Annotated in this window: 20 protein-coding genes; 4 read left to right on the top strand and 16 right to left on the bottom strand. The window is 67.7% G+C overall.

All coding sequences use genetic code 11. The features are described 5' to 3' along the window. Positions 1-20: 20 nt before the first annotated feature. The 3 genes from HWY37_RS28350 to HWY37_RS28340 all read right to left on the bottom strand — a co-directional run bounded on the left by HWY37_RS28350 (position 21) and on the right by HWY37_RS28340 (position 4,768). Positions 21-1,682, bottom strand: coding sequence for an isovaleryl-CoA dehydrogenase (locus HWY37_RS28350; RefSeq protein WP_175208611.1), 1,662 nt, complete (start codon positions 1,680-1,682; stop codon positions 21-23). A 68-nt stretch (positions 1,683-1,750) separates the two neighbouring features. After that, positions 1,751-3,280, bottom strand: a complete 1,530-nt coding sequence (locus tag HWY37_RS28345; protein WP_176090323.1) for an amidase — start codon at positions 3,278-3,280, stop codon at positions 1,751-1,753. A 105-nt stretch (positions 3,281-3,385) separates the two neighbouring features. Next, positions 3,386-4,768, bottom strand: a complete 1,383-nt coding sequence (locus tag HWY37_RS28340; RefSeq protein WP_246302425.1) for a DNA recombination protein RmuC — start codon at positions 4,766-4,768, stop codon at positions 3,386-3,388. Positions 4,769-4,900: 132 nt separating this feature from the next. On the opposite strand from HWY37_RS28340, the gene HWY37_RS28335 reads away from it, so the two are divergent. Next, a complete protein-coding gene (locus HWY37_RS28335) occupies positions 4,901-5,599 on the top strand; it encodes a PhoP regulatory network YrbL family protein (protein ID WP_176090321.1) in 699 nt (232 codons plus the stop codon). Positions 5,600-5,639: 40 nt separating this feature from the next. Here HWY37_RS28335 and HWY37_RS28330 read toward each other — a convergent pair whose 3' ends face one another. The 9 genes from HWY37_RS28330 to HWY37_RS28290 form a co-directional block, all read right to left on the bottom strand. Continuing rightward, complete coding sequence (locus HWY37_RS28330) at positions 5,640-6,335, bottom strand: DNA-3-methyladenine glycosylase (RefSeq protein WP_175208607.1); 696 nt, start codon at positions 6,333-6,335, stop codon at positions 5,640-5,642. Between the two features lie 46 nt (positions 6,336-6,381). Further along, on the bottom strand, positions 6,382-6,738 hold the full coding sequence (locus HWY37_RS28325) for an arsenate reductase (RefSeq protein WP_059380432.1): 357 nt from the start codon (positions 6,736-6,738) through the stop codon (positions 6,382-6,384). Then, positions 6,735-7,544 (bottom strand): ABC transporter permease subunit, encoded by an 810-nt coding sequence (locus tag HWY37_RS28320; RefSeq protein ID WP_175208605.1) that lies wholly within the window; start codon positions 7,542-7,544, stop codon positions 6,735-6,737. Before HWY37_RS28320 ends, HWY37_RS28325 begins: the two co-directional genes overlap by 4 nt. Beyond that, positions 7,541-8,461: an ABC transporter permease subunit gene (locus HWY37_RS28315; protein WP_175208604.1), complete on the bottom strand. Its 921-nt coding sequence runs from the start codon at positions 8,459-8,461 to the stop codon at positions 7,541-7,543. The genes HWY37_RS28320 and HWY37_RS28315 overlap by 4 nt, the downstream gene beginning before the upstream one ends. Next, complete coding sequence (locus HWY37_RS28310; RefSeq protein ID WP_175208603.1) at positions 8,458-9,585, bottom strand: ABC transporter ATP-binding protein; 1,128 nt, start codon at positions 9,583-9,585, stop codon at positions 8,458-8,460. The genes HWY37_RS28315 and HWY37_RS28310 overlap by 4 nt, the downstream gene beginning before the upstream one ends. A 6-nt stretch (positions 9,586-9,591) precedes the next feature. Then, a complete protein-coding gene (locus tag HWY37_RS28305; protein WP_176090320.1) occupies positions 9,592-10,695 on the bottom strand; it encodes a polyamine ABC transporter substrate-binding protein in 1,104 nt (367 codons plus the stop codon). A gap of 145 nt (positions 10,696-10,840) precedes the next feature. After that, complete coding sequence (locus tag HWY37_RS28300; RefSeq protein ID WP_175208601.1) at positions 10,841-11,578, bottom strand: 3-deoxy-D-manno-octulosonic acid kinase; 738 nt, start codon at positions 11,576-11,578, stop codon at positions 10,841-10,843. After that, the gene (locus HWY37_RS28295) at positions 11,568-11,990 is read right to left on the bottom strand and encodes a group II truncated hemoglobin (RefSeq protein WP_175208600.1); all 423 of its coding nucleotides are present in this window, start codon (positions 11,988-11,990) and stop codon (positions 11,568-11,570) included. The genes HWY37_RS28300 and HWY37_RS28295 overlap by 11 nt, the downstream gene beginning before the upstream one ends. Further along, complete coding sequence (locus HWY37_RS28290) at positions 11,990-14,521, bottom strand: ABC transporter permease (RefSeq protein ID WP_176090319.1); 2,532 nt, start codon at positions 14,519-14,521, stop codon at positions 11,990-11,992. Before HWY37_RS28290 ends, HWY37_RS28295 begins: the two co-directional genes overlap by 1 nt. A 103-nt stretch (positions 14,522-14,624) precedes the next feature. Between HWY37_RS28290 and HWY37_RS28285 the strand changes: the two genes are divergently transcribed. From HWY37_RS28285 to HWY37_RS28275, 3 genes are all read left to right on the top strand, one after another. Then, positions 14,625-15,599: a TRAP transporter substrate-binding protein gene (locus HWY37_RS28285; RefSeq protein ID WP_175208598.1), complete on the top strand. Its 975-nt coding sequence runs from the start codon at positions 14,625-14,627 to the stop codon at positions 15,597-15,599. A 101-nt stretch (positions 15,600-15,700) separates the two neighbouring features. Continuing rightward, a complete protein-coding gene (locus HWY37_RS28280; protein ID WP_175208597.1) occupies positions 15,701-16,201 on the top strand; it encodes a TRAP transporter small permease in 501 nt (166 codons plus the stop codon). A gap of 33 nt (positions 16,202-16,234) precedes the next feature. Beyond that, a complete protein-coding gene (locus HWY37_RS28275; RefSeq protein ID WP_175208596.1) occupies positions 16,235-17,512 on the top strand; it encodes a TRAP transporter large permease in 1,278 nt (425 codons plus the stop codon). A 588-nt stretch (positions 17,513-18,100) separates the two neighbouring features. Here the strand turns inward: HWY37_RS28275 and HWY37_RS28270 are convergent. The 4 genes from HWY37_RS28270 to HWY37_RS28255 are packed head-to-tail and all read right to left on the bottom strand — an operon-like array spanning position 18,101 to position 22,788. Beyond that, on the bottom strand, positions 18,101-19,084 hold the full coding sequence (locus HWY37_RS28270; protein WP_175208595.1) for an ABC transporter ATP-binding protein: 984 nt from the start codon (positions 19,082-19,084) through the stop codon (positions 18,101-18,103). Further along, on the bottom strand, positions 19,074-20,108 hold the full coding sequence (locus tag HWY37_RS28265; protein WP_175208641.1) for an ABC transporter ATP-binding protein: 1,035 nt from the start codon (positions 20,106-20,108) through the stop codon (positions 19,074-19,076). The genes HWY37_RS28270 and HWY37_RS28265 overlap by 11 nt, the downstream gene beginning before the upstream one ends. After that, positions 20,108-21,598, bottom strand: a complete 1,491-nt coding sequence (locus HWY37_RS28260; RefSeq protein WP_175208594.1) for an amidohydrolase family protein — start codon at positions 21,596-21,598, stop codon at positions 20,108-20,110. The genes HWY37_RS28265 and HWY37_RS28260 overlap by 1 nt, the downstream gene beginning before the upstream one ends. Then, the gene (locus HWY37_RS28255) at positions 21,595-22,788 is read right to left on the bottom strand and encodes an amidohydrolase family protein (protein ID WP_176090318.1); all 1,194 of its coding nucleotides are present in this window, start codon (positions 22,786-22,788) and stop codon (positions 21,595-21,597) included. Before HWY37_RS28255 ends, HWY37_RS28260 begins: the two co-directional genes overlap by 4 nt. Positions 22,789-22,804 lie beyond the last annotated feature (16 nt).

The following is a 22,804-nucleotide window of genomic DNA, read 5'->3' as shown; positions in this document are numbered from 1 at the left end:
GGTTTGTCGAGCCAGGAAATTTAGCATGCGGCGGCGGGCCATGCCCGCGCCAGGATTGCCTGCGTGTCCGCGCCGGCGGCCAGTTCGCCGAACACGCCGCCGCCTTCGCGCAGGCGGCTGGAAGCAAACGCCTGCGCGATGGCTGGCGGCGCATGCCGCAGCAACAAGGCGGCCTGCCACAGCTGCGCCAGGCCGGCGGCGATGCGGCGCGCCTGGAACTCGGCGTGGGCGCCATCGGCCAGCAGTGCCTGCCAGCGGACCAGCGCATCGTCGTAGTCCTGGCTCAGTCCCCGCGCCTGCGCGAATTCGCGCTCCAGCGCGGGCAGCGCGCCTTCCTCGCGCTGCAAGGCGCGCAGCACGTCCAGCGCCATCACATTGCCAGAGCCTTCCCAGATGGAGTTGACCGGCGTTTCACGGTACAGCCTGGGCATGGGCCCCTCTTCCACATAGCCGTTGCCGCCCCAGACTTCCATGCATTCGGCCACGGCCGCGATGGCGCGCTTGCAGACCCACAGCTTGGCGGCTGGCGTGCCCACTCGGACCAGGGCCCGCGCCTCGGCGTCCGCGCGCTGGTCCACGGCGCGCGCCAGCCGCAAGCCCAGGACCATGGCCGCTTCGCTTTCCAGCGCCAGGTCGGCCAGCACGTTGCGCATCAGGGGCTGCTCGATCAAGGGCTTGCCGAAGGCCTGCCGGTGGCGCGCGTGATGCGCCGATTGCACCAGGGCCTGGCGCAACAACGCCGCGCTGCCCAGCACGCAGTCCAGCCGGGTGGTGGCCGCCATTTCCAGCAGCATCGTCAGGCCGCGGCCCGGCTCGCCCACCATGACGCCCCAGGCGTCCTCGAACTCGACCTCGCCGCTAGCGTTGCTGCAATTGCCGAGCTTGTCCTTCAAGCGCCGCACGCGCACGGCATTGCGCGGTCCGTCCGGGATCCAACGCGGCACGAAAAAGCAGCTCAACCCTTCGTCGGTCTGCGCCAGCACCAGGTGCGCGTCCGACTGCGGCACCGAGAAAAACCATTTATGCCCGACCAGGTGATAGGCCCGCCCCCTGCCCGGGACGCCCAGCGGCGTCGCCCTGGTGGTGACGGCGCGCAGATCGGAGCCGCCCTGCTTTTCGGTCAGGCCCATGCCTATCAGGGCCCCGCGCTTGGCGGTCAGCGGCGCGTCGGCGCCGTCGAATTCGCGCGAATACAGCGCCGTCAGCCACTGGCCGCCAAAATCGATGACGCCCGCGGGCTCGCGTTGCAGCAGGGGAACCGCAGCGAAGGTCATGGTGGTGGGACACAGGGTGCCGGCCTCGACCTGCCCCTGCATCAGGTACGCCGCCGCGCGTGCCACCTGCGCGCCGGGCTCGGGCTGGGCCCAGGCGCGGCTATGCAGGCCGCGCGCCACGATGCCGCCCATCAACAGATTCCATGAAGGATGGAATTCGATGCGGTCGATGCGATGACCGTAACGGTCGTAGCTGAGCAGGCGCGGCGGGCAGCGGTTGGCCTGCGCGCCGGCTTCCAGCGTCTGCGCGCGGCCCAGCCAGGCGCCGTGCGCGGCCAGGTCCGCGGCCCAGGCCTGCGCGCCCTCGCGCTTCACGGCCTCGCGCAAGGCCGGATCGGTTTCGTACAGGGAATAGTCCTCCAGGGGCGGCACCTGGTTGGATACGGCATGCGTCGCGAACGGTGACATGGCTGCTCCCTGGATCCTGTATCCCTAGACGCGCCGCCGGTCCGCGCGGCGCGGTTCGCCCCTTCGCGCTATCGGGCCATCGGCGCCACCAGGGCCCAGGGCCGCAGCGCCTCGACCTGCGCGGCCAGCTCCAGCAGCAGCGCCTCGCTGCCCAGCGGCCCCATCAGCTGGATGCCGATGGGCAGGCCGTCGGACGACATGCCGAAGGGGATGGAGATGGCGGGCATGCCGGTCAGGTTGGCCAGGGGCGCGAAAGGCGAATAGCCGATGACGCCCTTCTTGCCCAGACGGTAGGCCAGATAGTCGGCGTTGTCCATGGCGTAGCGCCCGATGGCGGCCGGCGGTTGCGCCAGCACCGGGCTCAGGAACAGGTCGTATCCCTGCGTGCCCTCGCGCTCCAGGAAGCGGCCGACGCGGCGCGTGATCTCGTGGCAGGTGTCGACGCAGGCCACGTATTGCGCGCCGGAAATCGCGCGGGCATATTCGCGCGCGCCCAGCGTGGTGGGCTGCAGTTCGTCTGCGGCCAGGCGGCGGCCGCGCGCGGCCACGAAGCCGTCGATGGCGTTGGCCGCGGCGCTTGCGATCAAGGGCAGCATGGGCGACAGCACTTCCTCGGAGCCCACCGGCGGCGCGACCGGCACCAGCTCGTGGCCCAGCGACGCGAACAGTTTCGCGGCCTCGTCCACGGCAGCCGCCACCTCGGGGTGGATGGCCTCGCCCTCGTAAGTGGTGTTGACGAAGGCGATGCGGCGGTGCGCGGCGGACCGAGGATCGGCGGCTACGCGCGCGGCCACCGCGCGGTAGGACTCCGCCGGCTGGGCGGGCGCGGCATAGGGCGCGCCAACGTCAGCGCCCGCGCTGATGTCCAGCGAGGCAGCGCAGTCCCGCACCGACAAGGTCATCATGTGCTCGGTGGCCAGGCCGCCCCAACCCTCGCCCTTGAGCGGCCCCAGCGGCATCAGGCCGCGCGAGGGCTTCAGGCCGAGCACGCCGCAGCAGGACGAAGGAATGCGGATCGAACCGCCGCCATCGCTGCCGTGCGCGATGCGCACCATGCCGCTGGCCAGCGCCGCGCCCGCGCCGCCGCTGGATCCGCCCGCGCTATGGCCGGCCTTCCAGGGATTCTGCGTGGCGGGCCCGTAGACCGGCGATTCGGTGGTCGGACTCAGGCCCAGTTCCGCGCTGGTCGTGCGGCCGAAGGGAATCAGGCCGGCGCGGCGGTAACGCTTGACAATCTCGGCGTCGACATTCCACTGCACCTGGCCATACAGCACCGAACCCATGGAGCTGGGCAGGCCCAGCGCCGCAGTGCCCAGGTCCTTGAGCAAGGTCGGCACACCCAGGAACGGGCGCTGCTGCAACTGCGCCAGCCGCTGTTCCTGCGACAGGCCTGCAAGCTCCTCGTCCAGAGACTGGGCCAGGCGCAGGCCGATTTCCGCCTGCACGCCGCAAGCCGCGTTGATCGAGGGATTGCGGGCCGCCACCCGGTCCACCGCCTGCTGCATCGCAGCAAGCGCAGTGGTGGCCCCTTGCGCGATATCGGCGCCCAACGCCGTCGCGTCGAGGGTAGAGGAATCATGGCGTTCAGCGGTGCTCATGCTTGCAATGCTCCAGGTGTCGGCGGCGGATTGCCGCTAACGCCAGGATATCGGCTGTCGCGGCGGGCAACAAGCGCGCGCCCCTGCGATGCCGTCGCGGCCAGATCAGTTCGGGCCTGCGGTCAGCGCGCCCTGGTCCTCTTCATCGTCTCCCGCATCGCCCTCGTCCGCGCCCAGCAGAAGCCTGGCGTCTGCCTCGGGCAGCGCCTCGACGGCCTTCAAATTCTTCAGCATGGCGCGCGTGCGCACCTCGGTCTGGCCGATCTTGTTGCTGGCGGTGTCCAGGGTCTTCTTGACGCTGGCCAGCGACTCGCCGAACTTGCCGAACTCCGTCTTGACCGCCCGCAGCACCTGCCAGACCTCGGACGAGCGCTGTTCGATCGCCAGCGTGCGGAACCCCATCTGCAGGCTGTTCAACAACGCCGCCAGGTTGCTGGGCCCCGCCACGTTGACGCGCAGGTCATGCAGCTTGTCCAGCAAGCCGGGCCGGCGCAGCACCTCGGCGTACAGGCTTTCGGTGGGCAGGAACATGATGGCGAAATCGGTGGTGTGCGGCGGCGCGACGTACTTGCCGGCGATCAGGCGCGCCTGCAGCTCCACGGCCCGGCCCAGCGCGGCCCCGGCGTTCTTCACGCCTTCCGCGTCGGCCGCGTCCTGCGCGTCCATGAGGCGCTCGTATTCTTCCTTGGGGAACTTGGCGTCGATGGGCAGCCATACCGGCTCGCCGCCGTCGCCGCGCCCCGGCAGGCGGATGGCGAACTCCACCACCGCGTCGCTACCCGGCACGGGCTTGATGTTGCTGGCGTACTGATCAGGCGTCATGTTGTCCTCGATCAGCCTGGCCAGTTGCACTTCGCCCCAGGTGCCGCGCGATTTCACGTTGGTCAGCACGCGCTTCAGGTCGCCCACGCCGGCGGCCAGCGCCTGCATTTCGCCCAGACCCTTGTGCACGGCCTCCAGGCGGTCGGAGACCAGCTTGAAGGATTCGCCCAGGCGTTGCTCCAGCGTGGCGTGAAGCTTTTCATCCACCGTGCGGCGCATCTCGTCGAGCTTGGCGCTGTTGTCGGTCTGCAGCGATTGCAGGCGCTGGTCCACGGTCGCCCGCACTTCCATCAGCCGCCGCTCGTTGATCTGGATCAGGCCTTGCAGCTGCTCCGAGAATCCCGCGGCAAAGCGCGCCAGCGACTCGGCGGACTCGGCGCGCGCGGCCTGGGCATCGCGCGACAATCCGGCGCGCAGCTCGCCGTGCGACTGCGACAACTCCACCCGCAAGGCGCGGGTCGATTCCGCAAACTCGCTGCGCAGGCCGCGCTGGCCTTCCGCAATATCGGAGCGCAGCGCGCGCTCGGTGCGCTCCAGGTTCTCGAGCAGCGCGTCCAGGCGAGGATCCGCCGCGGGCGGACGCAGCCAGGCCAGCAATGCCGCCAGAAAGGCCAGAACGGCGCCGCCTGCGGCGGTCCAAAGCAGAATGTCGTTCAAAACATGCATCTCCAAAGCCTGGATTGTAGGACCCGAACTATGCCCGCCACGGTAAATCAGGCTTAGATTCAAGCCTGTGGAATCGAAGATTTAGGGCAAGGGATTAAACTGTGCGGTATCAAAACAGGTTGCTCCACCCCCTTGAACTCCGCAGAACCCCCCTCTTGTAAGGCCTCGGCTTCCTTCCAATCCGTATTCGGCCCCCTGGACCTGAACGCCGAGACCCCGCTCGCCACCGGCAACGACAGGCAGATTTTCCAGCACCCCCACATGCCATCCTTGCTGGTCAAAGTCATGGATATGCGCGCCCGCGCAATCTACCTCGAAGCGCGTCCCTTCAAGCGCTGGTACAAGCAATACCAGCGTGAAAGCGCGTACCGCGTCTACCTCACTGAAATCTCGGAATACGTGACCACCACCACCCGCCCGTCCGGCGTCTGGCAGGTGCCCATGGCGCGCGTCCTGGGAGTCGCCCAGACTACCTTGGGCCTCGGACTGGTGGTCGAGAAAATCCGCGACGCCGACGGCAACATCGCCCCCTCCGTGGAAGACCTGGCCCGGCAGGGCAAGCTCGACGACGCGCTCTGCGCGCAACTCGACGAATTTTTCGACGACCTGGCCGATGCCCATGTGGTCCTGCACGACATTTCCCCCAGCAACATCTCCTGTGGCTTGAACGCGGACGGCAAGCAAGGCCTGTACCTGATCGACGGTTTCGGCGGACTGCCGCTGATTCCGCTATACGCCTGGAGCAAGCGCCTGAACAGCTGGCGCATCCGCCGTAAATACGCGCGCATGCGTGCCGCCCTGGCCGAACGCTACGGCCTGCCCGCTCGCTGAAGTCCACCGGAACGCCGCCCGGGCCGCCTGCGGAATTGCGCTAGGGTGATTCGGCTTCGGGCGCCTGCGGCATTACCACGCCCTGGCGGTCCACCCATACGTAGTCATGGCCGGCGCGCTGTCCGCGCCGCAAGGGATTGCGCGTGCAGAACGCGGCGTAGGCCGGATCCACATAGCGGTAATGCAGATGCTCGTCGCGCCCAGGCGGAATGCCCAGGCGCGTGGTGCAGATCAGGGTGGGGGGCGATTCGCCCACGTCCTCCACGTACAGCGCCTGCGGGTCGAAACGGCGCGCGTCCCAATCGGGCACCTTCAGCCCCAGGGCCCGGCACAGCAGGGTCTGGCCGGCGCACAGGCCGGAGAGCGGCCGCGGCCGCCCTTGCGCATCGGGATTCAATTGCAGCATGCGGGCCAGCGCCTGCGGGCCGGACAAGGCGTCCGTCCAGGGGTAGGCCGATTTGATCAGCACCGCGTTGCCCGGGCCGCCCGCGCTGAAATTCAGCGAATCCCCGCCGCGGGCGTAATACATGTAGACCGTGCCGCCATCCATGAACAGGGCCCGCCGCTTGTGGGTGTACCCCAGCGACGCATGGCTGCCCTTCTCTTCCAGGTAATAGGCCTCGGTCTCGATGATGCGGGCGGACAGCCACAGGTCGCCCACCCGATGCCGGATGATCTTGCCCGGCAATTCGCGCGCCAACTGGGCGGCGTCGCGGTCGAAGAAAGCATCGGGCAGGGCCCGGCCGGCGCCCTTCGGCGCCCGGCCGGACCGGGCCGGCGCGTCAGGCGAAGCGTTCGCCGTAGCGTTTTTCGCTGAAACCAACGCTCACCTCGCCATCGGGCGTCACCGTGACCGGGCGGCGCACCAGCGCCGGATACTCGGCGATCAGCTGGCTCCACTGGGCGTCGGTGTGCGCGGTCTTGCGCTCTTCGGGCAGATTGCGCCAGGTCATGGACGTGCGGTTGACCAGCTTTTCCCAGCCGCCCACCTGGTCCGCCCAGGACTTTAGCGTGGCCGCGGGCACCGGATTGTCGCGGTAGTCCACGAAAGCGTGGGCGACGCCATGCGCCGTCAGCCAGTCGCGCGCCTTGACGCAGGTGCTGCACTTGGTCAGGCCGTACAGGGTGGTTTGCTTCATTTGGGTTCGGACTCCTTGCGCCATTGCAGGCGGTTGGCGAGGATCACGCAAGTGCCGACCGCCAGGATGAACAGGGTGGCCAGCGCGTTGATCTCGGGTTTCAGCCCCAGGCGCACCCGCGAGAAAACTTCCATCGGCAGCGTGCTGGAACTGGGACCGGACAGGAACGACGCCAGCACGACGTCGTCCAGCGACAAGGTGAAGGACAGCAGCCAGGCCGAGGCCAGCGCCGGCGCGATCAGCGGCAGCGTGATCTTGAAGAACACGGTCATGGGCGTGGCGCCCAGGTCCAGCGCGGCCTCTTCCAGCGAACGGTCCAGGTCGCGGATGCGCGTCTGGATGACGACCGCCACGAAGGCCATGCACAAGGTCACGTGGCCGACCCAGATCGTGAAGATGCCGTTTTCGGCGGGCCAGCCCAGGCTGCCGCGCAGTTCCACGAACATCAGCAGGAGCGAGATGCCCAGCACCACCTCGGGAATGACCAGCGGCGCGCTCAGCATGCCCACATACAGCGCGAAGCCGCGAAAGCGCCCCATGCGGCTCAGCACATAACCGGCCCAGGTGCCGATGATGACCGCGGCAGTGGCGGTCATGGCGGCGATGCGGAACGACAGCCAGGCCGCGCGCAGCAGCGCGTCGTCGTTGAACAGCGAGTGGTACCAGCGGAACGAGAAGCCGGCCCAGGACGTGACGGTGGGCGATTCGTTGAACGAGAACACCATCAGGCTGATGATGGGCACGTACAGGAAGAAGTACCCCAGCCCCAGCACCACGGCCCGCAAGGTCTTGTTGGGCCCGTTCATTTGCGGCCTCCGCTCGCCTGCTCCTGCTGCTTGACCTGGTTGTACTGGAAGACCACCAGCGGCACCAGCAGCAACAGCACCATCACGCAGGTCACCGCCGAAGCCATCGGCCAGTCGGCGTTGTTGAAGAATTCATTCCACATCACGCGGCCCATCATGAGCGTGTTGGCGCCGCCCAGCATTTCCGGGATCACGTATTCGCCCACCGCCGGGATGAACACCAGCATGGCGCCGGCGATCACGCCCTGGCGCGATAGCGGCACGGTGATCTGCCAGAAAGCCTGCCAGGGCTTGGCGCCGAGGTCGTAGGCGGCCTCCAGCAGGCGCAAGTCCATCTTCACCAGCGTGGCATACAGCGGCAGGATGAAGAACGGCAGGTAGGCGTAGACCATGCCGATGTAGACGGCGACGTCGGTGCGATAGATTTCCAGCGGGCTGGAAATGATGCCCAGCCCTTGCAGCAGATTGTTCAGCAGGCCATCGTTGCGCAGGATGCCGACCCAGGCATACACGCGCAGCAGCAACGAGGTCCAGAACGGCAGGATCACGCCGAGCAGCAGCAGGTTGCGCACCGACGGCGACGAACGGGCGATGTAGTAGGCGATGGGATAGCCGATCAGCACGCAGCACAGCGTGGTGATGGCGGCGATCTTCACCGAATTCAGGTAGGTGGCGAAATACAGGCTGTCGGTGAACAGCAGGATGTAGCCGCGCAGGTGCAGGCTGAACTGCACCGCCTCGTCCTTGAATTCCGCCAGCGACGTATAAGGCGGAATGCCGAACTTCAGCTCGGCGAAGCTGATCTTCAGAACCAGCAGGAACGGCACCAGCAGGAACAGCACCAGCCAGGCGAACGGCGGCACCACCGCCAGCGCCCGGCCCGACGGCAACCAGTCGCGGGGCGAAAAGCGGATCATGACGCCAGCACCGTGGCGCTGTCTGCGTCCCAGCTGACGAAGATTTCCTCGTCGATGCCGGGCGCGTCCATCGCGGCCAGCAGCTGGCTGGGCACGCTGGCCTCGACCGTCTTGCCGGAATCCAGGCGGATCTGGTAGAGCGCGTAGCTGCCCATCCAGGCCATGTGGCTGACCATGCCGTGGGCCCAGTTGTATTCGGCGTCCGGCTGCTCGCGCGACACCACCAGCCGTTCGGGGCGGATCGAGACGTGCACTTCCATGCCCAGCGGTTCGCTCACGCCATGGTTGACGAACAGCGGCCGCGTCAGCTCGCCGCATTCGATGGCGACGTGGTCGGGTTCATCGACCACGATGGTGCCGGTGAACATATTGGTCGAGCCGATGAAGCTGGCGACGAAACGGGAGTTCGGGAAGGCGTAGACGTCCTGCGGCGTGCCGCATTGGACGATCTGGCCTTCGGTCATGACGGCCAGGCGGTGCGCCATGGTCATGGCCTCTTCCTGGTCGTGGGTGACCATGATGCAGGTCACGCCGACCTGCTCCAGGATCTTCACGAGCTCGATCTGGGTCTTCTGGCGGATCTGCTTGTCCAGCGCCGACATGGGCTCGTCCAGCAACAGCAACTTGGGCCTCTTGACCAGGCTGCGCGCCAGCGCCACGCGCTGCTGCTGCCCGCCCGACAACTGGTTGGGCTTGCGGCGCGAGTAGCCGGCCATCTGGACCAGGTCCAGGGCCTCGAACACGCGGTCATGGATCTCGGCCCGGTCCACGCCTTCCTGCTTCAGGCCGAAGGCCACGTTGGCCTCGACCGTCATGTGCGGGAACAGCGCATAGGACTGGAACATCATGTTCACGGGCCGGCGGTACGGCGGCACGTGGGTGATGTCCTCGCCGTCCAGGAAAATCTGGCCCGAGGTGGCTTCCTCGAAGCCCGCCAGCATGCGCAGCAAGGTGGACTTGCCGCTGCCCGAGCTGCCCAGCAGGGCGAAGATCTCGTTGCGCTTGACCGCGAGATTGACGGAACGGACGGCGACCACATCGCCGAAGATCTTTACGACATCGGAGATCCGGACGAACTCGTCCGGATCGGCCGAATGCTGCGCCGAGTAACGGCTATCGCTCATGATGACTTATCTTCCAGACTTCAGCTCGGACCACATCCGGTTTTGCAGGCGTTGGATGTTCAGGGGCAGCGCCTTGATCACATACAGGGTCTTGGAGACGTCCGCCGGCGGGTAGATCATGGGATTGTCGGCCACGTCCTTCACCACGTACTGCCGCGCCTCTTTGTTGGCGTTGGGGTAGAACATGGTGTTGGTGATGGCCGCGTGCACCTTCGGCGTTTCGATGTAGTTGATGAAGGCCAGCGCCTCTTCGGGATGCGGGGCATCCTTGGGGATGACCATCAGGTCGAACCACGCGGGCGCGCCGCCCTTGGGGATGAAGTAGTTCACTTCGTAGGACTTCTTGGCGTCCTGCGCGCGCTTGCGGGCGATCATCACGTCGCCGGAAAAGCCGTAGACCATGCACAGGTCGCCCACGGCCAGCTCGTCGATGTAGCCCGACGAGCTGAACTGGCGGATGTACGGGCGGATCTTCATCAGCACGTCCAGCGCGGCCTTGTAGTCGTCGGCGTTGGTGCTGTTGGGGTCCTTGCCCAGGTACTTGAGCACGGCGGGGAACACCTGGGCGGCTTCGTCCAGCATCGAGATGCCGCACTCCTTCAGCTTGGCGGCGTTCTCGGGCTTGAAGATCATGTCCCAGTTGGCCAGGTCCACGCCGTCGCCCATGATCTGCTTGACCTTGGTGACGTTGTAGCCCAGGCCGTTGGTGCCGTAGCCCCAGGGGATGGCGTACTCGTTGCCAGGATCGACCGTGGCGACCAGCGCCATGATTTCGGGATCCAGGTACTTCCAGTTCGGGAGCTTGGACTTGTCCAGCTTCTGGAACAGGCCGGCTTCGATCTGGCGCGAGGCGTAATGCGTGGACGGGACAACGACGTCGTAACCCGACTTGCCGGCCAGCAGCTTGGCCTGCAGCGTGTCGTTGTTGTCGTAGACGTCATAGCGGACCTTGATGCCGGTTTCCTTTTCAAAACCGGGAATCGTGTCCGGAGCCGTGTACTCGGCCCAGTTGTAGACGTTGACGACCTTGTTCTGCGCCACCGCCGCCGACGAGGCCGCCATGACCAGCATCGTTCCAAGCGCCAAGCGCATACCCGCCCGTAGTTTCATCACCAGCCCCCTTTGCGTTATGCCGTATGTGACAGGAGTACCAAAAGGCGAAATGATAAAGCTTTTTACCGATGACCTGCCCAACTTTGCCGGGTAATTGGCGCGAATTGGGCCCGCTGGCGGCAAACCGCCGCCAGCGCCCCGATCAGGGTTGGACGCCGACGCCCCAGGCCGTCCAGTAACTATCGCGCAGGCGCAGCCAGAAGCGCTCGCCCTCTTCCCCCGCCACCTTGCGCAGCGACCGGCGCAGGCGTTCCAGGTTGGCCTGGCGCTGCCGCTCCGACAGGGAGCCCTGGGTGCCGCGGTCGAAATCGATCAGCCAGACCCGGCCGTCATTGCCCACCAGGATATTGAAGGCATTGAGGTCGGCATGCCAGACGCCGGCCCGGTGCATGCGCACGATGGCCTCGGCGGCCGCCTGCCAGACAGGTTCGGCCAGCGCCTGGGCCAGGGGCCGCACGCCCGGAATGCGCTCGACCACGATGGCGGCGCGGTAGACCAGGCCTTGCCGCCAGTAGGCGGCGGCCAGCGGCGCCGGCACCGCCAGCCCCTGGGCGCGCATGGCGGCCAGCAGGCGGTATTCGCGGAAGCTGCGGGTGCGGGCCTCGCCATTCCAGAGATAGGCGTCGCGGCTGACGCGGGCGATCATGCCGCCGCGGCGGTAGCGGCGCAGCACCCCCTGCCAGCCCTGCCCCTGCACGAACCAGGCCGCCTGGCGACCGCCCGCGTCCACCGGCCGCGCCTGGTCGCCATAGTGCGCGGGATTGAACAGTTCCGGTCCGGCATCGGCAAGCCGGGCAGGATCGCTGAGCATGGCGCCCGCCAGGGCGCCGGTCCAGGACTGGCGCCGCTCGCCGGACCGGTTGTCGCCTTCAGCCTTCACGGTTGCGCATCCAGTCGGCCACGCCATAGAAGGATTGCAACAGCCGTTCGACCAGGGCAGGTTCCACGCCCTGGTCTTCCATGGCGCGCCCGATGCAGGTGACCCATTGGTCGCGCTCGATCTCGCCGATCGAGAACGGCAGGTGCCTGGCGCGCAGCCGCGGATGGCCGAAGCGTTCTATATAGTGGTCCGGGCCGCCGAAGTAGCCGCAAAGAAACCAGAACAGCTTGTCGCGCGCCTGGTCCAGGCTGGGGCCATGCGCGGCCCGCAGTTCTTTCAGGTCCGGCTCCATGTCCATCAGGTCATAGAAGCGGTCCACCAGGGCGCGCACGCCCGGCTCGCCGCCGAGTAGGTCAAAAATGCTGCTGGAGTTTTCCACGGGTTCGGTAATCGTATGGACGCGCGTCGGCATCAGGTTTCTCGTAGGGTGACCAGGGGCGGCGTGCGCAACACGCCGCGCAGGGCCAGGGCGCCGCCGGCCCAGGCGCCCAGCATGCCCGCGCCGATGCCCGCCAGCCACGGCCAGAGGCTAAGAGTAATAGTGAAATCAAATACCTGGGTTGACAAAGCCCAAGCGATCGCCGTGGCGCCGGCCGCCGCCAGCAGGCCGGCCAGGCCGCCCACGGCCCACAGTTCGATGCGCTGCGAACGCGCCAGCTGGCTGCGGGTCGCGCCCAGCGCCCGCAGCACGGCGGCTTCGCGCATGCGCTCGTCGCGCGTCGCGGTCAGGGCCGCCGACAGCACCAGCACGCCGGCCGCCAGCGTGAACAGGAACAGCAGCTGCACCGCCTTGCCCACTTCATTCAGCACCGATTGCAGTTGCTGCAGGATGGCGCCCACGTCGAATACCGTCAGGTTCGGGAACTGGCGCACCAGCGCGGGCAGCGCCGAGGCCTTTTCAGGCGGCAGGTAGAACGAGGTGATCCAGCTTTGGGGCATGTCGGCCAGCGAGGCGGGGGTCAGGATGGCGAAAAAATTGACGCGCATCGTATCCCAATCCACCCGGCGGGTGCTGGACACCGTCACCTCGACCTGTTGGCCGGCCACGTCGAAGGTCATCTTGTCGCCCAGCGCGATGCCCAGCGTCTTGGCCAGGCCGGACTCCAGCGACACCTCGGCCGAGCCGGGTTCCAGCCAGCGGCCCTGCTCGATCCGGTTGGACGAGGGCAGCTCGTCGCCATAGGACAAGTTGAACTCGCGGTCCACCAGCCGCTTGGCGCGCGGCTCCTCGTAGTCGTCCGGGCCCACGGGCTTGCCGTTGATGGCGATGAGCCGGCCGCGCACCATCGGCGCCAATGTGATGCGGCCCAGGCCTTCGCGTGTGAGCGCGTCGGTCACGGCCTGACGCTGGTCCGGCTGCACATTGATGAGGAAACGGTTCGGCGCGTCTGGCGGCAGGGTCCGCTGCCAGCCCTGGATCAGGTCGGTGCGAGTCATGGTCAGCAACAGCAGCGCCATCAGCCCCACCGCCAGCGCGCAGACCTGGGTAATGGTGGCGGCGCGCCGCCGCACCACGCCGGCCAGCGCGAAACGCAGCGCCGGCAGGCCGGCAGCCAGCCCGCGCACCCGCGCCAGGCCCAGGATGCACAGCCATGCCACCAGCGCGAACACCGCGAAGGCGCCCAGGAAGCCGCCGGCCACCACCCCGCCCAGCTTGGCGTCGCCGGCGAACCACCAGATCAGCAGGGCGAAGCCCGCGGCGCCCAGCACATAGCCCAGGGCGCTGCGCGCGCTCAGCGCGTCGGCGTCGCGCCGCAGCACCCGGGCGGGCGGCACGTGGCGCAACTGGGCCAGGGCGGGCAAGGCAAAGCCCAGCAACAGCAGCAGGCCGGTCAGCAGCCCCTGCAAGGCGGGTATGGCCGAAGGCGCGGGCAGGCTGGTGTCGATCAGCGACCCCAGCAGCATGACCAGCACCTGGTGCACCGCAAAGCCCAGCAGGCAGCCCGCGGCCGACGAAAACAAGCCGACAAGCGTGAATTCCAGCGTCAGCATGCGCGACACCTGCGACTGCACCGCGCCCAGGCAGCGCATGACCGCGATGCCGTCGCGGTGGCGCGTCATGTAGCGGCCGGCCGCCAGGGCCACCGCCACCGCCGATATCAGCACCGCCAGCAGCGCAACCAGCGACAGGAAGCGCTGCGCCCGGTCCAGCGTGCGGCGCACTTCCGGCCGGCCGGATTCCAGGGTGGCGACCTTCTGGCCGCGCTTGAGGTTCTGCGCAAGCCAGGCCGAGTAGCCGGCCACGGCGTCGGGCTGGCCCGCCACCAGCATGGCATAGCCGATCCGGCTGCCCGGCGCGATCAGGCCGGTGGCCGGCAGGTCGCTGGCGCGCAGCAGCACCCGCGGCGCAACGTTGACGAACTGCATGCCGCGGTCCGGCTCATAGGTGATGACGCGGTCCACGCGCAGATGCGCGTCGCCCACGTTCAGCATGTCGCCGACCTTCAGGTTCAGCAGGGACAGCAATTGAGCGTCCACCCAGACCGCGCCCTCGGGCGGGATCTCGCGGGTCGGGGCATCCGGTTCGAACGGCGCTCCCGCCACGCGCAAGGCGCCGCGCAGCGGGTAGCCCGGCTCCACGGCTTTCAGGGCGGCCAGCTGGGCGCCGTCGCCCGCGCCCACCATGGACGGAAACTGCCAGGTGCTGGACACGGTCAGGCCGCGTTCCCGGGCCTGGTCCATGAAGGCCGGGGGCACCGGCTCGTCAGCGTCCAGCACCAGGTCGGCGCCCAGCATCTGCCCGGCGTCGCGCTCCAGCGCCCGGCCGACCCGGTCCGCCAGGAAGCCGACGCTGGTCACCGCGGCCACGGCCACGACCAGCGCCAGCACCAGCAGCCGCAGCTCTCCAGCGCGGGCGTCGCGCATCATCATCCTGGCGCCCTGGCGCAGGGTGGACCAAAAACCGGGGCGTCTGGCTCGTGACATATCAGGGAAATCCATCATTCCACAATGTTAACCAAGGGCCTGAATCGGGTCTGAATCCCGATATCATCCCGGGGCGGGAGGCAGAGCCACCCATAAAGATACCCAAAACCTGGAGAAGACGATGCGTAAATCCTGGCTTGCCGCCACGATTCTGGCCGCCTGCACGGCCGCAACCTCCCTGCCCGCCGTGGCGCAGAACACCTTGAAGATGGCCTATGCCCTGTCGACCTCGTCGCACTACGGCGCGGGCGCCGACGCGCTGGCCAAGTCCATCGAAGCCTCCACCGGCGGCAAGTACAAGGTACAGCAATTCGCCAACAGCGCCCTGGGCGGCGAACGCGAAGTGATCGAAGGCCTGCAGATCGGCACCATCGACCTGGCCATCGTGTCCACCGGCGCCACCCTGAACTTCGTGCCCGAAACCGGGGTGTTCGACATTCCCTTCCTGCTGCGCGACCTGCCGCACGCCCGCAACGTGCTCGACAGCAAGATCGGACAAGATATGCTGGCAAAGTTCCCCAGCCGCGGCATCATCGCCCTGGCCTGGGGCGAACAGGGCTTCCGCCACCTGACCAACAACGTCCGCCCGGTCAAGACCCCCGCCGACGCCAAGGGCCTGAAGATCCGCACGACGGAAAACCCGATCCACATCACGGCCTTCCGCCAGATCGGCATCCTGCCCACCCCCATGGCCTGGCCTGAAGTGGCCACCGCCCTGCAGCAGGGCACCATCGACGGCCAGGAGAACCCGCTGTCGGTGATCACCTCGGCCAAGCTGTCGCAGATGCAGAAGTACCTGTCGCTGACCGGCCACGTGTACGGCCCGGCCCTGGTGCTGATGTCGGCCAACGTGTACGACGGTCTCTCGGCCGCCGACAAGGCCAACTTCGACAAGGCCGGCAAGGAATCCGCCCAGGCCATGCGCGCCTATGTCGACAACATCGAGAAGACGGGCGTGGAGCAGCTGAAGAAGGAAGGCATGCAGGTGACCGAGGTCGACCGCGCCGCCTTCGCCGCCGCCGTCGAGCCCGCCTACCCCGAGTACTACAAGAAGTTCGACAAGAAGCTGATCGACGCGATCCGCGACACCAAGTAAGCAGGGCCCCACGCCCCGGCACGGGGCGCAGTGCCCCTGGCGGCGGGATCCCGGTCCCGCCGCTTTCGTTCCCATCCTTTGCATCGCCAACGGGATTCATTATGCGTTTGCTCCGCGCCTTCGACCGCGGCCTGTTCAAAGTGGTCTCGGTCTTCGCCCAATTGCTGCTGGTGGCCGCCGCGGCCGCCGCCTTCTACCAAGTCATCGCGCGTTTCGTGCTGCACTCCCCCGCCGACTGGAGCGAGGTGCTGACCCGCGCCCTCCTGATCTGGACCGTGCTGCTGGGCGTGGCCCTGGCCTTCCGCCACGGCGCCATGATCAGCGTGGAACTGCTGCGCAACCTGCTGGGCGGCACCCGCCGACGCGTGCTCGAAGCCGTCATCGGCTTGATCTGCGCCGGCTTCCTGGGCTTCCTGGCCTGGATCGGCGGCAACATGACCTATCGCGTGCGCTTCCAGACCGTGCCCAGCCTGGACATTTCGATTTCCTGGATCTACCTGGCCATCCCCGTGGGCGCCACCCTGGCCGCCATCGCCGTGCTGGCCCGCTGGTGCGCCGGCGAGGAAGACGAGGTCCCCGTGCGCAACGACGCGCAAGGCTGAGCCCCCCATCGAACATAAGCAGCAGATATCGCCATGTCCCAATTAATGATTGTCTCAATGCTGATCTTCTTCGGGCTGTCCGTGCCGGTCGCCGTGTCGATCGGCCTGGCCAGCCTGGCGGGAGTCGGCGCCGCCGGCCTGCCCTGGGTGGTAGTGGCCCAGCAGCTGTTCGCCGCGCTGGACAAGTACCCGCTGGTCGCCATCCCCTTCTTCATCCTGGCCGGCAACCTGATGGAAGCCGGCGGCATTTCCGAACGCATGGTGGAATTCGCCAAGAGCGTGGTCGGCGGCATCCAGGGCGGCCTGGCCTGCACCTGCGTGCTGACCTGCATGATCTTCGCCGCCGTGGCCGGCTCCAGCGTGGCCACCACCTTCGCGGTGGGCGCGATCCTGATTCCCGCCATGATCCGCCACGGCTATCCGGCGCCCTTCGCCGCCTCGCTGCAGGCCAGCGCGGCCGAGCTGGGCGTGATCATTCCGCCTTCGATCCCGATGATCCTGTTCGCGGTGTCCACCGACACCTCGACCGGCGAGCTGTTCATCGCCGGCGTCATGCCCGGCATCCTGATCGGCGTGGCGCTGATGTTCTACGTCTGGCTCTACGCCAAGCGCAACAACCTGGGCAAGCGCGACGGCGAGGGCCGCCTGCCGCTGTGGCCGGCGTTCAAGAACGCCTGGCTGGCGCTGATGATGCCGGTCATCATCCTGGGCGGCATCTACGGCGGCATCTTCACCCCGACGGAAGCCTCGGTGGTGGCCGTGATGTACGCGGTGGTGGTGGGCAAGTTCATCTACCGCCGCCTGAGCTTCAAGCAGTTGTCGGACACGCTGCACAAGTCGGTGGTGTCGACCGCGGTGATCATGTTCGTGATCGCCAACGCCGGCATCTTCAGCTTCCTGCTCAACCGTGCCGGCATCCCCGACGCGCTGGGCGTATGGCTCGCTTCGGTCTTCGACACCAAGTTCACGTTCCTGATGGGCGTGAACGCGGCGCTATTCCTGATCGGCATGTTCATCGAGACCTCGGCGTCGATCGTGGTGCTGGCTCCCTTGCTGCTGCCGGTGGCGCTGAAGTTCGGCGTGGAGCCGGTGCACTTCGGGATCATCATGGTGGTGAACCTGGCTCTCGGCATGATTACGCCGCCATTCGGGGTGAACCTGTTCGCGGCTTGCGCGGTGGCGAAGTTGCCGTTGGAGAGGTTGATTAAGCCGTTGATTCCGTTTGTGGGGGTGGTGATTGTTTGCCTGATGATCATTACTTATTGGCCTGGGTTGTCGCTTGGTTTGCGGGATCTGGTCTACGCTAAGTAGGTCTGTTTGCGGGTCCTGTAGTGGTGGCGGGCGTCAGGGCTTCTTCGTAGGCCGCTCGCCGGCGCGGGCGCCTTGGCGGCGAGCGCCCACGATTGCGGTCCGGAGCCTTCGCTCCGGACTTCCCCTTCCTCATCTTCGTCCGGGCCTACGGCCCTCCCTTCAGAGTCCCTCGGGCGCATCGAGGTTGCTCGCCGCCAAGGCGCCCGCGCCGGCGAGCTACCTATTTCTTGGCCTGTTGCGCTGCTAGACCTGTGGTTGGTGGCGAGTCTTGCGTTGCCCGCTGCTAGCGGCCGCGCGGGCGGCCGCAAGCAGCATACGTGTTGGTGGTCGTCGTTGCTGTCTGCGCTTGCGCGAATGCGGGGAGCTGCTTGCTGGTGCCACCGGCATTTGGGGTGCGGGCGGTGATGGGTGGCGCGCAGCGTCATCGCAAATCGCAAGACACCGCGTAGGCCCCACGAGGCCGCCCGGGCGGCCGGCATGGGGCGGGCCCCGCAAGACCCGCCATCCCCCACCGTTCGTGGCCAGAACGCCAAGAACACCACCCGCCCCGGCTGGCGCCCTAAGAACCAATGCCACTGAGGAAAAAATTCACGCCGCCTTAACCACATCCCAAGTCACCGCATGACACCGCAGCTGACGTCCGCCAACACTAACAACCGCCGGCGCCTCCACCTTGCACTGCTCCCGCGCCATCCCGCACCGGGGATGAAACGTGCACCCCGGCGGCGGCGAGATAGGATTCGGCACCTCTCCCCCCATAGGCTCCCGATCCCGCCTCGGATCGTCCAGGTCCGGGATCGTATCCAGCAGCATCCGCGTATACGGATGCTGGGGCGCATCGAATAGCTGATCGGCGGGCGCCTGCTCCACGATGCGGCCCAGGTACATCACCGCCACGCTGTCCGACACATGCCGCACCACCGACAGGTTGTGGCTGATGAAGACATAGGTCAGCCCGAACTCCTTCTGCAGATCGCCCATCAGGTTCAGGATCTGCGCCTGCACCGACACGTCCAGCGCGGACGTCGGCTCGTCGCACACCAGGAACTCAGCCTCCGTCGCCAGCGCCCGCGCAATCGAAATCCGCTGCCGCTGGCCGCCGGAGAACTCGTGCGGGAAACGGCCCGCGTCGCTGGCGGACAGGCCCACCAGCTCCAGCAGCTCGTCCACCCGGCGCCGCGTCTCGGCCGGCGTGGCACGCAGGCCCAGCGTCCGGATCGGTTCGGCCACGATATTGCCCACGCGCCAACGCGGATTCAGGCTGGCGTACGGGTCCTGGAAAATCATCTGCGGATGCAGCACCCCGCCCTTGCGGTTGCGCCCGTAGCGCAACGTCCCGCGCGTGGGCGCCACCAGCCCCACCAGCAGCTTGGCCAGCGTCGACTTGCCGCAGCCCGATTCGCCCACGATGCTCAGCGTCGTGCCCCGCGGCACCGCCAGCGACACCCCGTCCACCGCCCTCAAGGTCTGCTCGGGCTGGCGCGACAAGGTGCGTTCCAGCCAGGGCGGCGATACGTCGAACCAACAGGCCAGGTCCTCGGCCCGCAACAGTACATCGTCGTTACGCGGCATGGGCGACTCCTCCTTGATGCAGCCAGCAGGCGCTGACGGTGGCGCCGGCCGGGGACGCGGCCAGCGGCGGACGTTCCTGGCCGCAACGCGACCCCGCCATGGCGCAGCGCGGATGGAACGCGCAGCCCTGGGGCATGGCGTGCAGGCGCGGCATCGCGCCGTCGATCTGGTTCAGCCGGGCCGCGCGCTGGCGCAGGCCGGGAATCGCGTTCATCAGGCCCTGCGTATAGGGATGGCCTGGGCGGCGCAGCACGTCCAGCACCGGCCCGATCTCGACGATACGGCCCGCGTACATCACGGCCACGCGGTCGGCGGTTTCGGCGATCACGCCCATGTCGTGCGTCACCAGCAGCACCGACGTGCCCTGCTCCCGGCAAAGGCGGCGCAGGAGCGCGGTGATCTGCGCCTGCACCGATACGTCCAGCGCCGTGGTGGGCTCGTCGGCAATGATCAGCGCCGGCCGGGCCGCCAGGGCCAGCGCGATCACCACGCGCTGCCGCATGCCGCCGGAAAACTGGTGCGGATAGTGGTCGATGCGCTTGTCCGCTGCCGGGATGCCCACCGCCAGCAGCAGTTCCAGCGCGCGCTGGCGCGCCGCCTGGGCCGTCACCTTGTCGTGATGGCGGATCGTCTCGACCAGCTGGTCCCCCACCGTGAACAGCGGATGCAGGCTGGTCAGCGGATCCTGGAAGATCGCGCCGATCTCCTTGCCGCGCAGGCGCTGGCGCGCCTTCGGCGGCAGATTGTCGATGCGCCGGCCGGCCAGGTGGATCTCGCCGCCGCCCAGCCGCCCGGGCGGTTCAAGCAGGCCGATCACCGCCATGCCCGTCAGCGATTTGCCCGCGCCGGATTCGCCGACCATGCCCAGGATCTCGCCCGGCTGGATATCGAAACTGATGTCGCGCGTGGCGACCAGGACGCCATGGCGCGTGGGGAATTCGACTGACAGGCCGCGCACGGACAGGGTCGGCGTGGCACTGGCGCCGGTGGCCGGCGGCTGCGCGATGCTGGGAACGACTGCCATCATGACGGGCTCCTTGCGGGACGCGGATAACTGGAGGAGAAAATCTGTTCGGCCGGAGGATGGCCCCAGGTACGGTCGGGATAGCGGGCGACCAGGCCATCGAACTGCGTCTGCGCCTGCTCCTGCGCCAGGCGCGCGTCGAAGCCGGGAATGCGTCCGTCCACCATGACGAAGCGGCCGTCGATGACGACCTGCGACACATCGCGCCCGCTGCCGCTCACCATCAGCGTCTGTATCGGGTCGATCAGCTGGCCGTTGCGGTCGTGCGAAAAATCGAACACCACGATGTCGGCCTTGGCGCCCACGGCCAGCCGGCCCAGGTCGGGACGGCCCAGCGCGTCGGCGCCGCCCACCGTGGCCGCGTCGTAATAGTCCTCGGAGCGCACGGCCTCGGTCGAGCCATCAGTCACGCGGCACAGCATCATGCCCACCTGCATGTTCAGCACCATGTCGGGCGGCCAGGTGTCCGTGCCCATGCCGATGTTCACGCCCAGCTTGCGATAGCGCGCGAACGATTCCAGCGTGGCGCCGTGGCGGCCCGACACCAGCGGGCAATGCACGATGCTGGCGCCGGAATCCCGGATGATTTCCATGTCGCGGCCCGGCCGGTCGATATGGCGCGAACCCGACACATAGGTGCCATGCGGCAGCAAGGCGCGCTCGGACAGGAAATCCAGGCTGCGCAGCCATTCCGGCGGACTCATTCCGTGCTGTTCCAGCACCAGGTCGTACTCCAGGCGCGACTGGCAGCAATGCAGCCGGACCGGAATGTTCCGCTCGCGCGCGGCGGCGGCGGATGCGCGCAGCAAGTCCGCCGTGCAGGTCTCGATGCGGTCGGGCGACAGCATGGCGCGCACGCGGCCGTTGTGCCGGCCTTCGATCTCATCGCAGAACGCCAGGGCCGCCTCCAGGCCCGCCATGCCGCGCGCCTCGTCGTAGTGGCAGCGGATCTTGCCGCCCGCGTCCACATAGGTATGGCCGCTGCGGTAGGCCGGACCCAGGTACACGCGCAGCCCCAGCTCGCCGGCCGCGTTGGCCGCCGACAGGAACTCGTCGCGGGTCTCGCCCCACACGCGGTAGAACAACGACGCGATCGGCAGCGCCGTCGTGATGCCGTTGCGTATCAGCTGGGCAAAGGCGTAGCGCTTCTGGAACGCCAGCTCGGCCCCCGAGTACATCTCGTACGGCCCTTGCCGCATGTAGGTCTCGGGCCAGATGCGGCCCTTCTTCCAGGCTGGCGAGTTGTCGAAACCCAGGATGGTCGTATCCAGGTCGGACAGCGCGTCCAGGTCGACGAAGCCCGGGCCGATCAGCGCCCGGCCGTAGTCGCGCCGCTGCGCGACCTGTCCCGGGTAGCGGTGGCCGACGTAGACGATGCGGTCGCCCTCGAACACCACCTCGCCGTTCTCGTACAGGCAATGCCGGCCGTTCTCATGGCCCACCACCCAGCGCGCGGTCAACAGGACGGGACCTGCCGCGGCGCTGCTCATGGCGCCTCCGCCAGCGCGCGGCCGCCGCGCGCGACCACGCGGCCGCCCTTGACGACCAGCTTGCGCACCGGGCGCGAGACGATGGCTTCGGCCACCGTTTCGGCGTCCACCAGCACGAAGTCGGCGCGACAACCCGGCGCCAGGCCGTAGTCGGACAGCCCCATGACTTGGGCGTTGCCGTAGGTCGCCACGTGCAGCGCCAGTTCCAGTTCGTCGTCGCGGCGGAAGTTGTTGCGCAGGCCCACGAGCATGGTCCGCTCCAGCATGTCGGGCTTGCCGTAGGGGCCCCAGGTGTCGCGCATGCCATCGTTGCCCGTGCAGACCGTGACGCCGGCCGCGTGCAGCCGCGCCACGTTCGGCACCGGCCGCGAGGCCGAGCCGGTGGTCATGATGTGCACGCCTGCCTTCAACAGGCCCTCGGTCAGGGCCTGCACCGCCTGCGTATCGGGCATGCCCAGACAGAAGGAATGCGACAGCGTGACCTTGCCCTGCATGCCCAGCGCCAGCACCCGGTCTATGGTCATCTGCATCGAGAACGCGCCCAGCTCGCCCGCTTCGTGCAAATGGATGTCGATGGGTTTTCCATGCCGCTGGGCCAGCCCGAAGATGGCGTCCAGATGGCCCTTGGGGTCACGGTCCATGCCGGCCGGGTCCAGCCCGCCCACCACCTCCGCACCCATGCGCAGGGCCTCGTCCATCAGCTCCGGCGTGCCCGGCCGGATCAGCAGCCCGCTCTGCGGGAAGGCGACGATCTCCACGTCGATCTGGTCGCGGTATTGCTCGCGGGCGCGCATCACGCCTTCGATCGCCGCCAGGCCTATGTCCGTGTCCACGTCCACGTGGCTGCGGATGTGGCTGGTGCCGTCGCCGATCGACATCACCAGCTGGCGCGCCGACTGGCGGTACGGATCGATGCCCAGGCGTTTTTTTTCGGCGCGCTCGTTCTCGATCTTGTCGATCAGGCGCGGACCGACCTCGTTGCGGTACCAGGGCATGCCGTACATGGTCTTGTCCAGGTGCGCGTGGGCGTCGATCAGGCCCGGCAGCATCAGCGCGCCGCCCCCGTCCACGGTCTCCACGCCGGCGGGAGCCGGTCCGCCCAGCGCCTGGATGCGGCCGTCGCGCACCAGCACCGAGGTCATCTCACCGCCCGCCGGGCGGACTTGGGTATACAGCGTTGCGTTTTGCATGGTTCTACTCTTGTCG

The organism is Achromobacter anxifer (assembly GCF_903652925.1).
Taxonomy (GTDB): domain Bacteria; phylum Pseudomonadota; class Gammaproteobacteria; order Burkholderiales; family Burkholderiaceae_B; genus Achromobacter; species Achromobacter anxifer.
Note: the sequence above shows the minus strand (reverse complement) of the source record. Positions and strands in the feature narration are given on the sequence as shown.

Excerpts from the sequence above, each read along its gene's own strand:
- HWY37_RS28280 (WP_175208597.1), top strand. The coding sequence starts at position 15,701 with ATGCGTTTGCTCCGCGCCTTCGACCGCGGCCTGTTCAAAGTGGTCTCG.
- HWY37_RS28265 (WP_175208641.1), bottom strand. The coding sequence starts at position 20,108 with ATGGCAGTCGTTCCCAGCATCGCGCAGCCGCCGGCCACCGGCGCCAGT.
- HWY37_RS28320 (WP_175208605.1), bottom strand. The coding sequence starts at position 7,544 with ATGAACGGGCCCAACAAGACCTTGCGGGCCGTGGTGCTGGGGCTGGGG.
- HWY37_RS28275 (WP_175208596.1), top strand. The coding sequence starts at position 16,235 with ATGTCCCAATTAATGATTGTCTCAATGCTGATCTTCTTCGGGCTGTCC.
- HWY37_RS28305 (WP_176090320.1), bottom strand. The coding sequence starts at position 10,695 with ATGAAACTACGGGCGGGTATGCGCTTGGCGCTTGGAACGATGCTGGTC.
- HWY37_RS28260 (WP_175208594.1), bottom strand. The coding sequence starts at position 21,598 with ATGAGCAGCGCCGCGGCAGGTCCCGTCCTGTTGACCGCGCGCTGGGTG.
- HWY37_RS28310 (WP_175208603.1), bottom strand. The coding sequence starts at position 9,585 with ATGAGCGATAGCCGTTACTCGGCGCAGCATTCGGCCGATCCGGACGAG.
- HWY37_RS28325 (WP_059380432.1), bottom strand. The coding sequence starts at position 6,738 with ATGAAGCAAACCACCCTGTACGGCCTGACCAAGTGCAGCACCTGCGTC.
- HWY37_RS28295 (WP_175208600.1), bottom strand. The coding sequence starts at position 11,990 with ATGCCGACGCGCGTCCATACGATTACCGAACCCGTGGAAAACTCCAGC.
- HWY37_RS28350 (WP_175208611.1), bottom strand. The coding sequence starts at position 1,682 with ATGTCACCGTTCGCGACGCATGCCGTATCCAACCAGGTGCCGCCCCTG.
- HWY37_RS28345 (WP_176090323.1), bottom strand. The coding sequence starts at position 3,280 with ATGAGCACCGCTGAACGCCATGATTCCTCTACCCTCGACGCGACGGCG.
- HWY37_RS28290 (WP_176090319.1), bottom strand. The coding sequence starts at position 14,521 with ATGATGGATTTCCCTGATATGTCACGAGCCAGACGCCCCGGTTTTTGG.
- HWY37_RS28340 (WP_246302425.1), bottom strand. The coding sequence starts at position 4,768 with ATGCATGTTTTGAACGACATTCTGCTTTGGACCGCCGCAGGCGGCGCC.
- HWY37_RS28315 (WP_175208604.1), bottom strand. The coding sequence starts at position 8,461 with ATGATCCGCTTTTCGCCCCGCGACTGGTTGCCGTCGGGCCGGGCGCTG.
- HWY37_RS28285 (WP_175208598.1), top strand. The coding sequence starts at position 14,625 with ATGCGTAAATCCTGGCTTGCCGCCACGATTCTGGCCGCCTGCACGGCC.
- HWY37_RS28270 (WP_175208595.1), bottom strand. The coding sequence starts at position 19,084 with ATGCCGCGTAACGACGATGTACTGTTGCGGGCCGAGGACCTGGCCTGT.
- HWY37_RS28255 (WP_176090318.1), bottom strand. The coding sequence starts at position 22,788 with ATGCAAAACGCAACGCTGTATACCCAAGTCCGCCCGGCGGGCGGTGAG.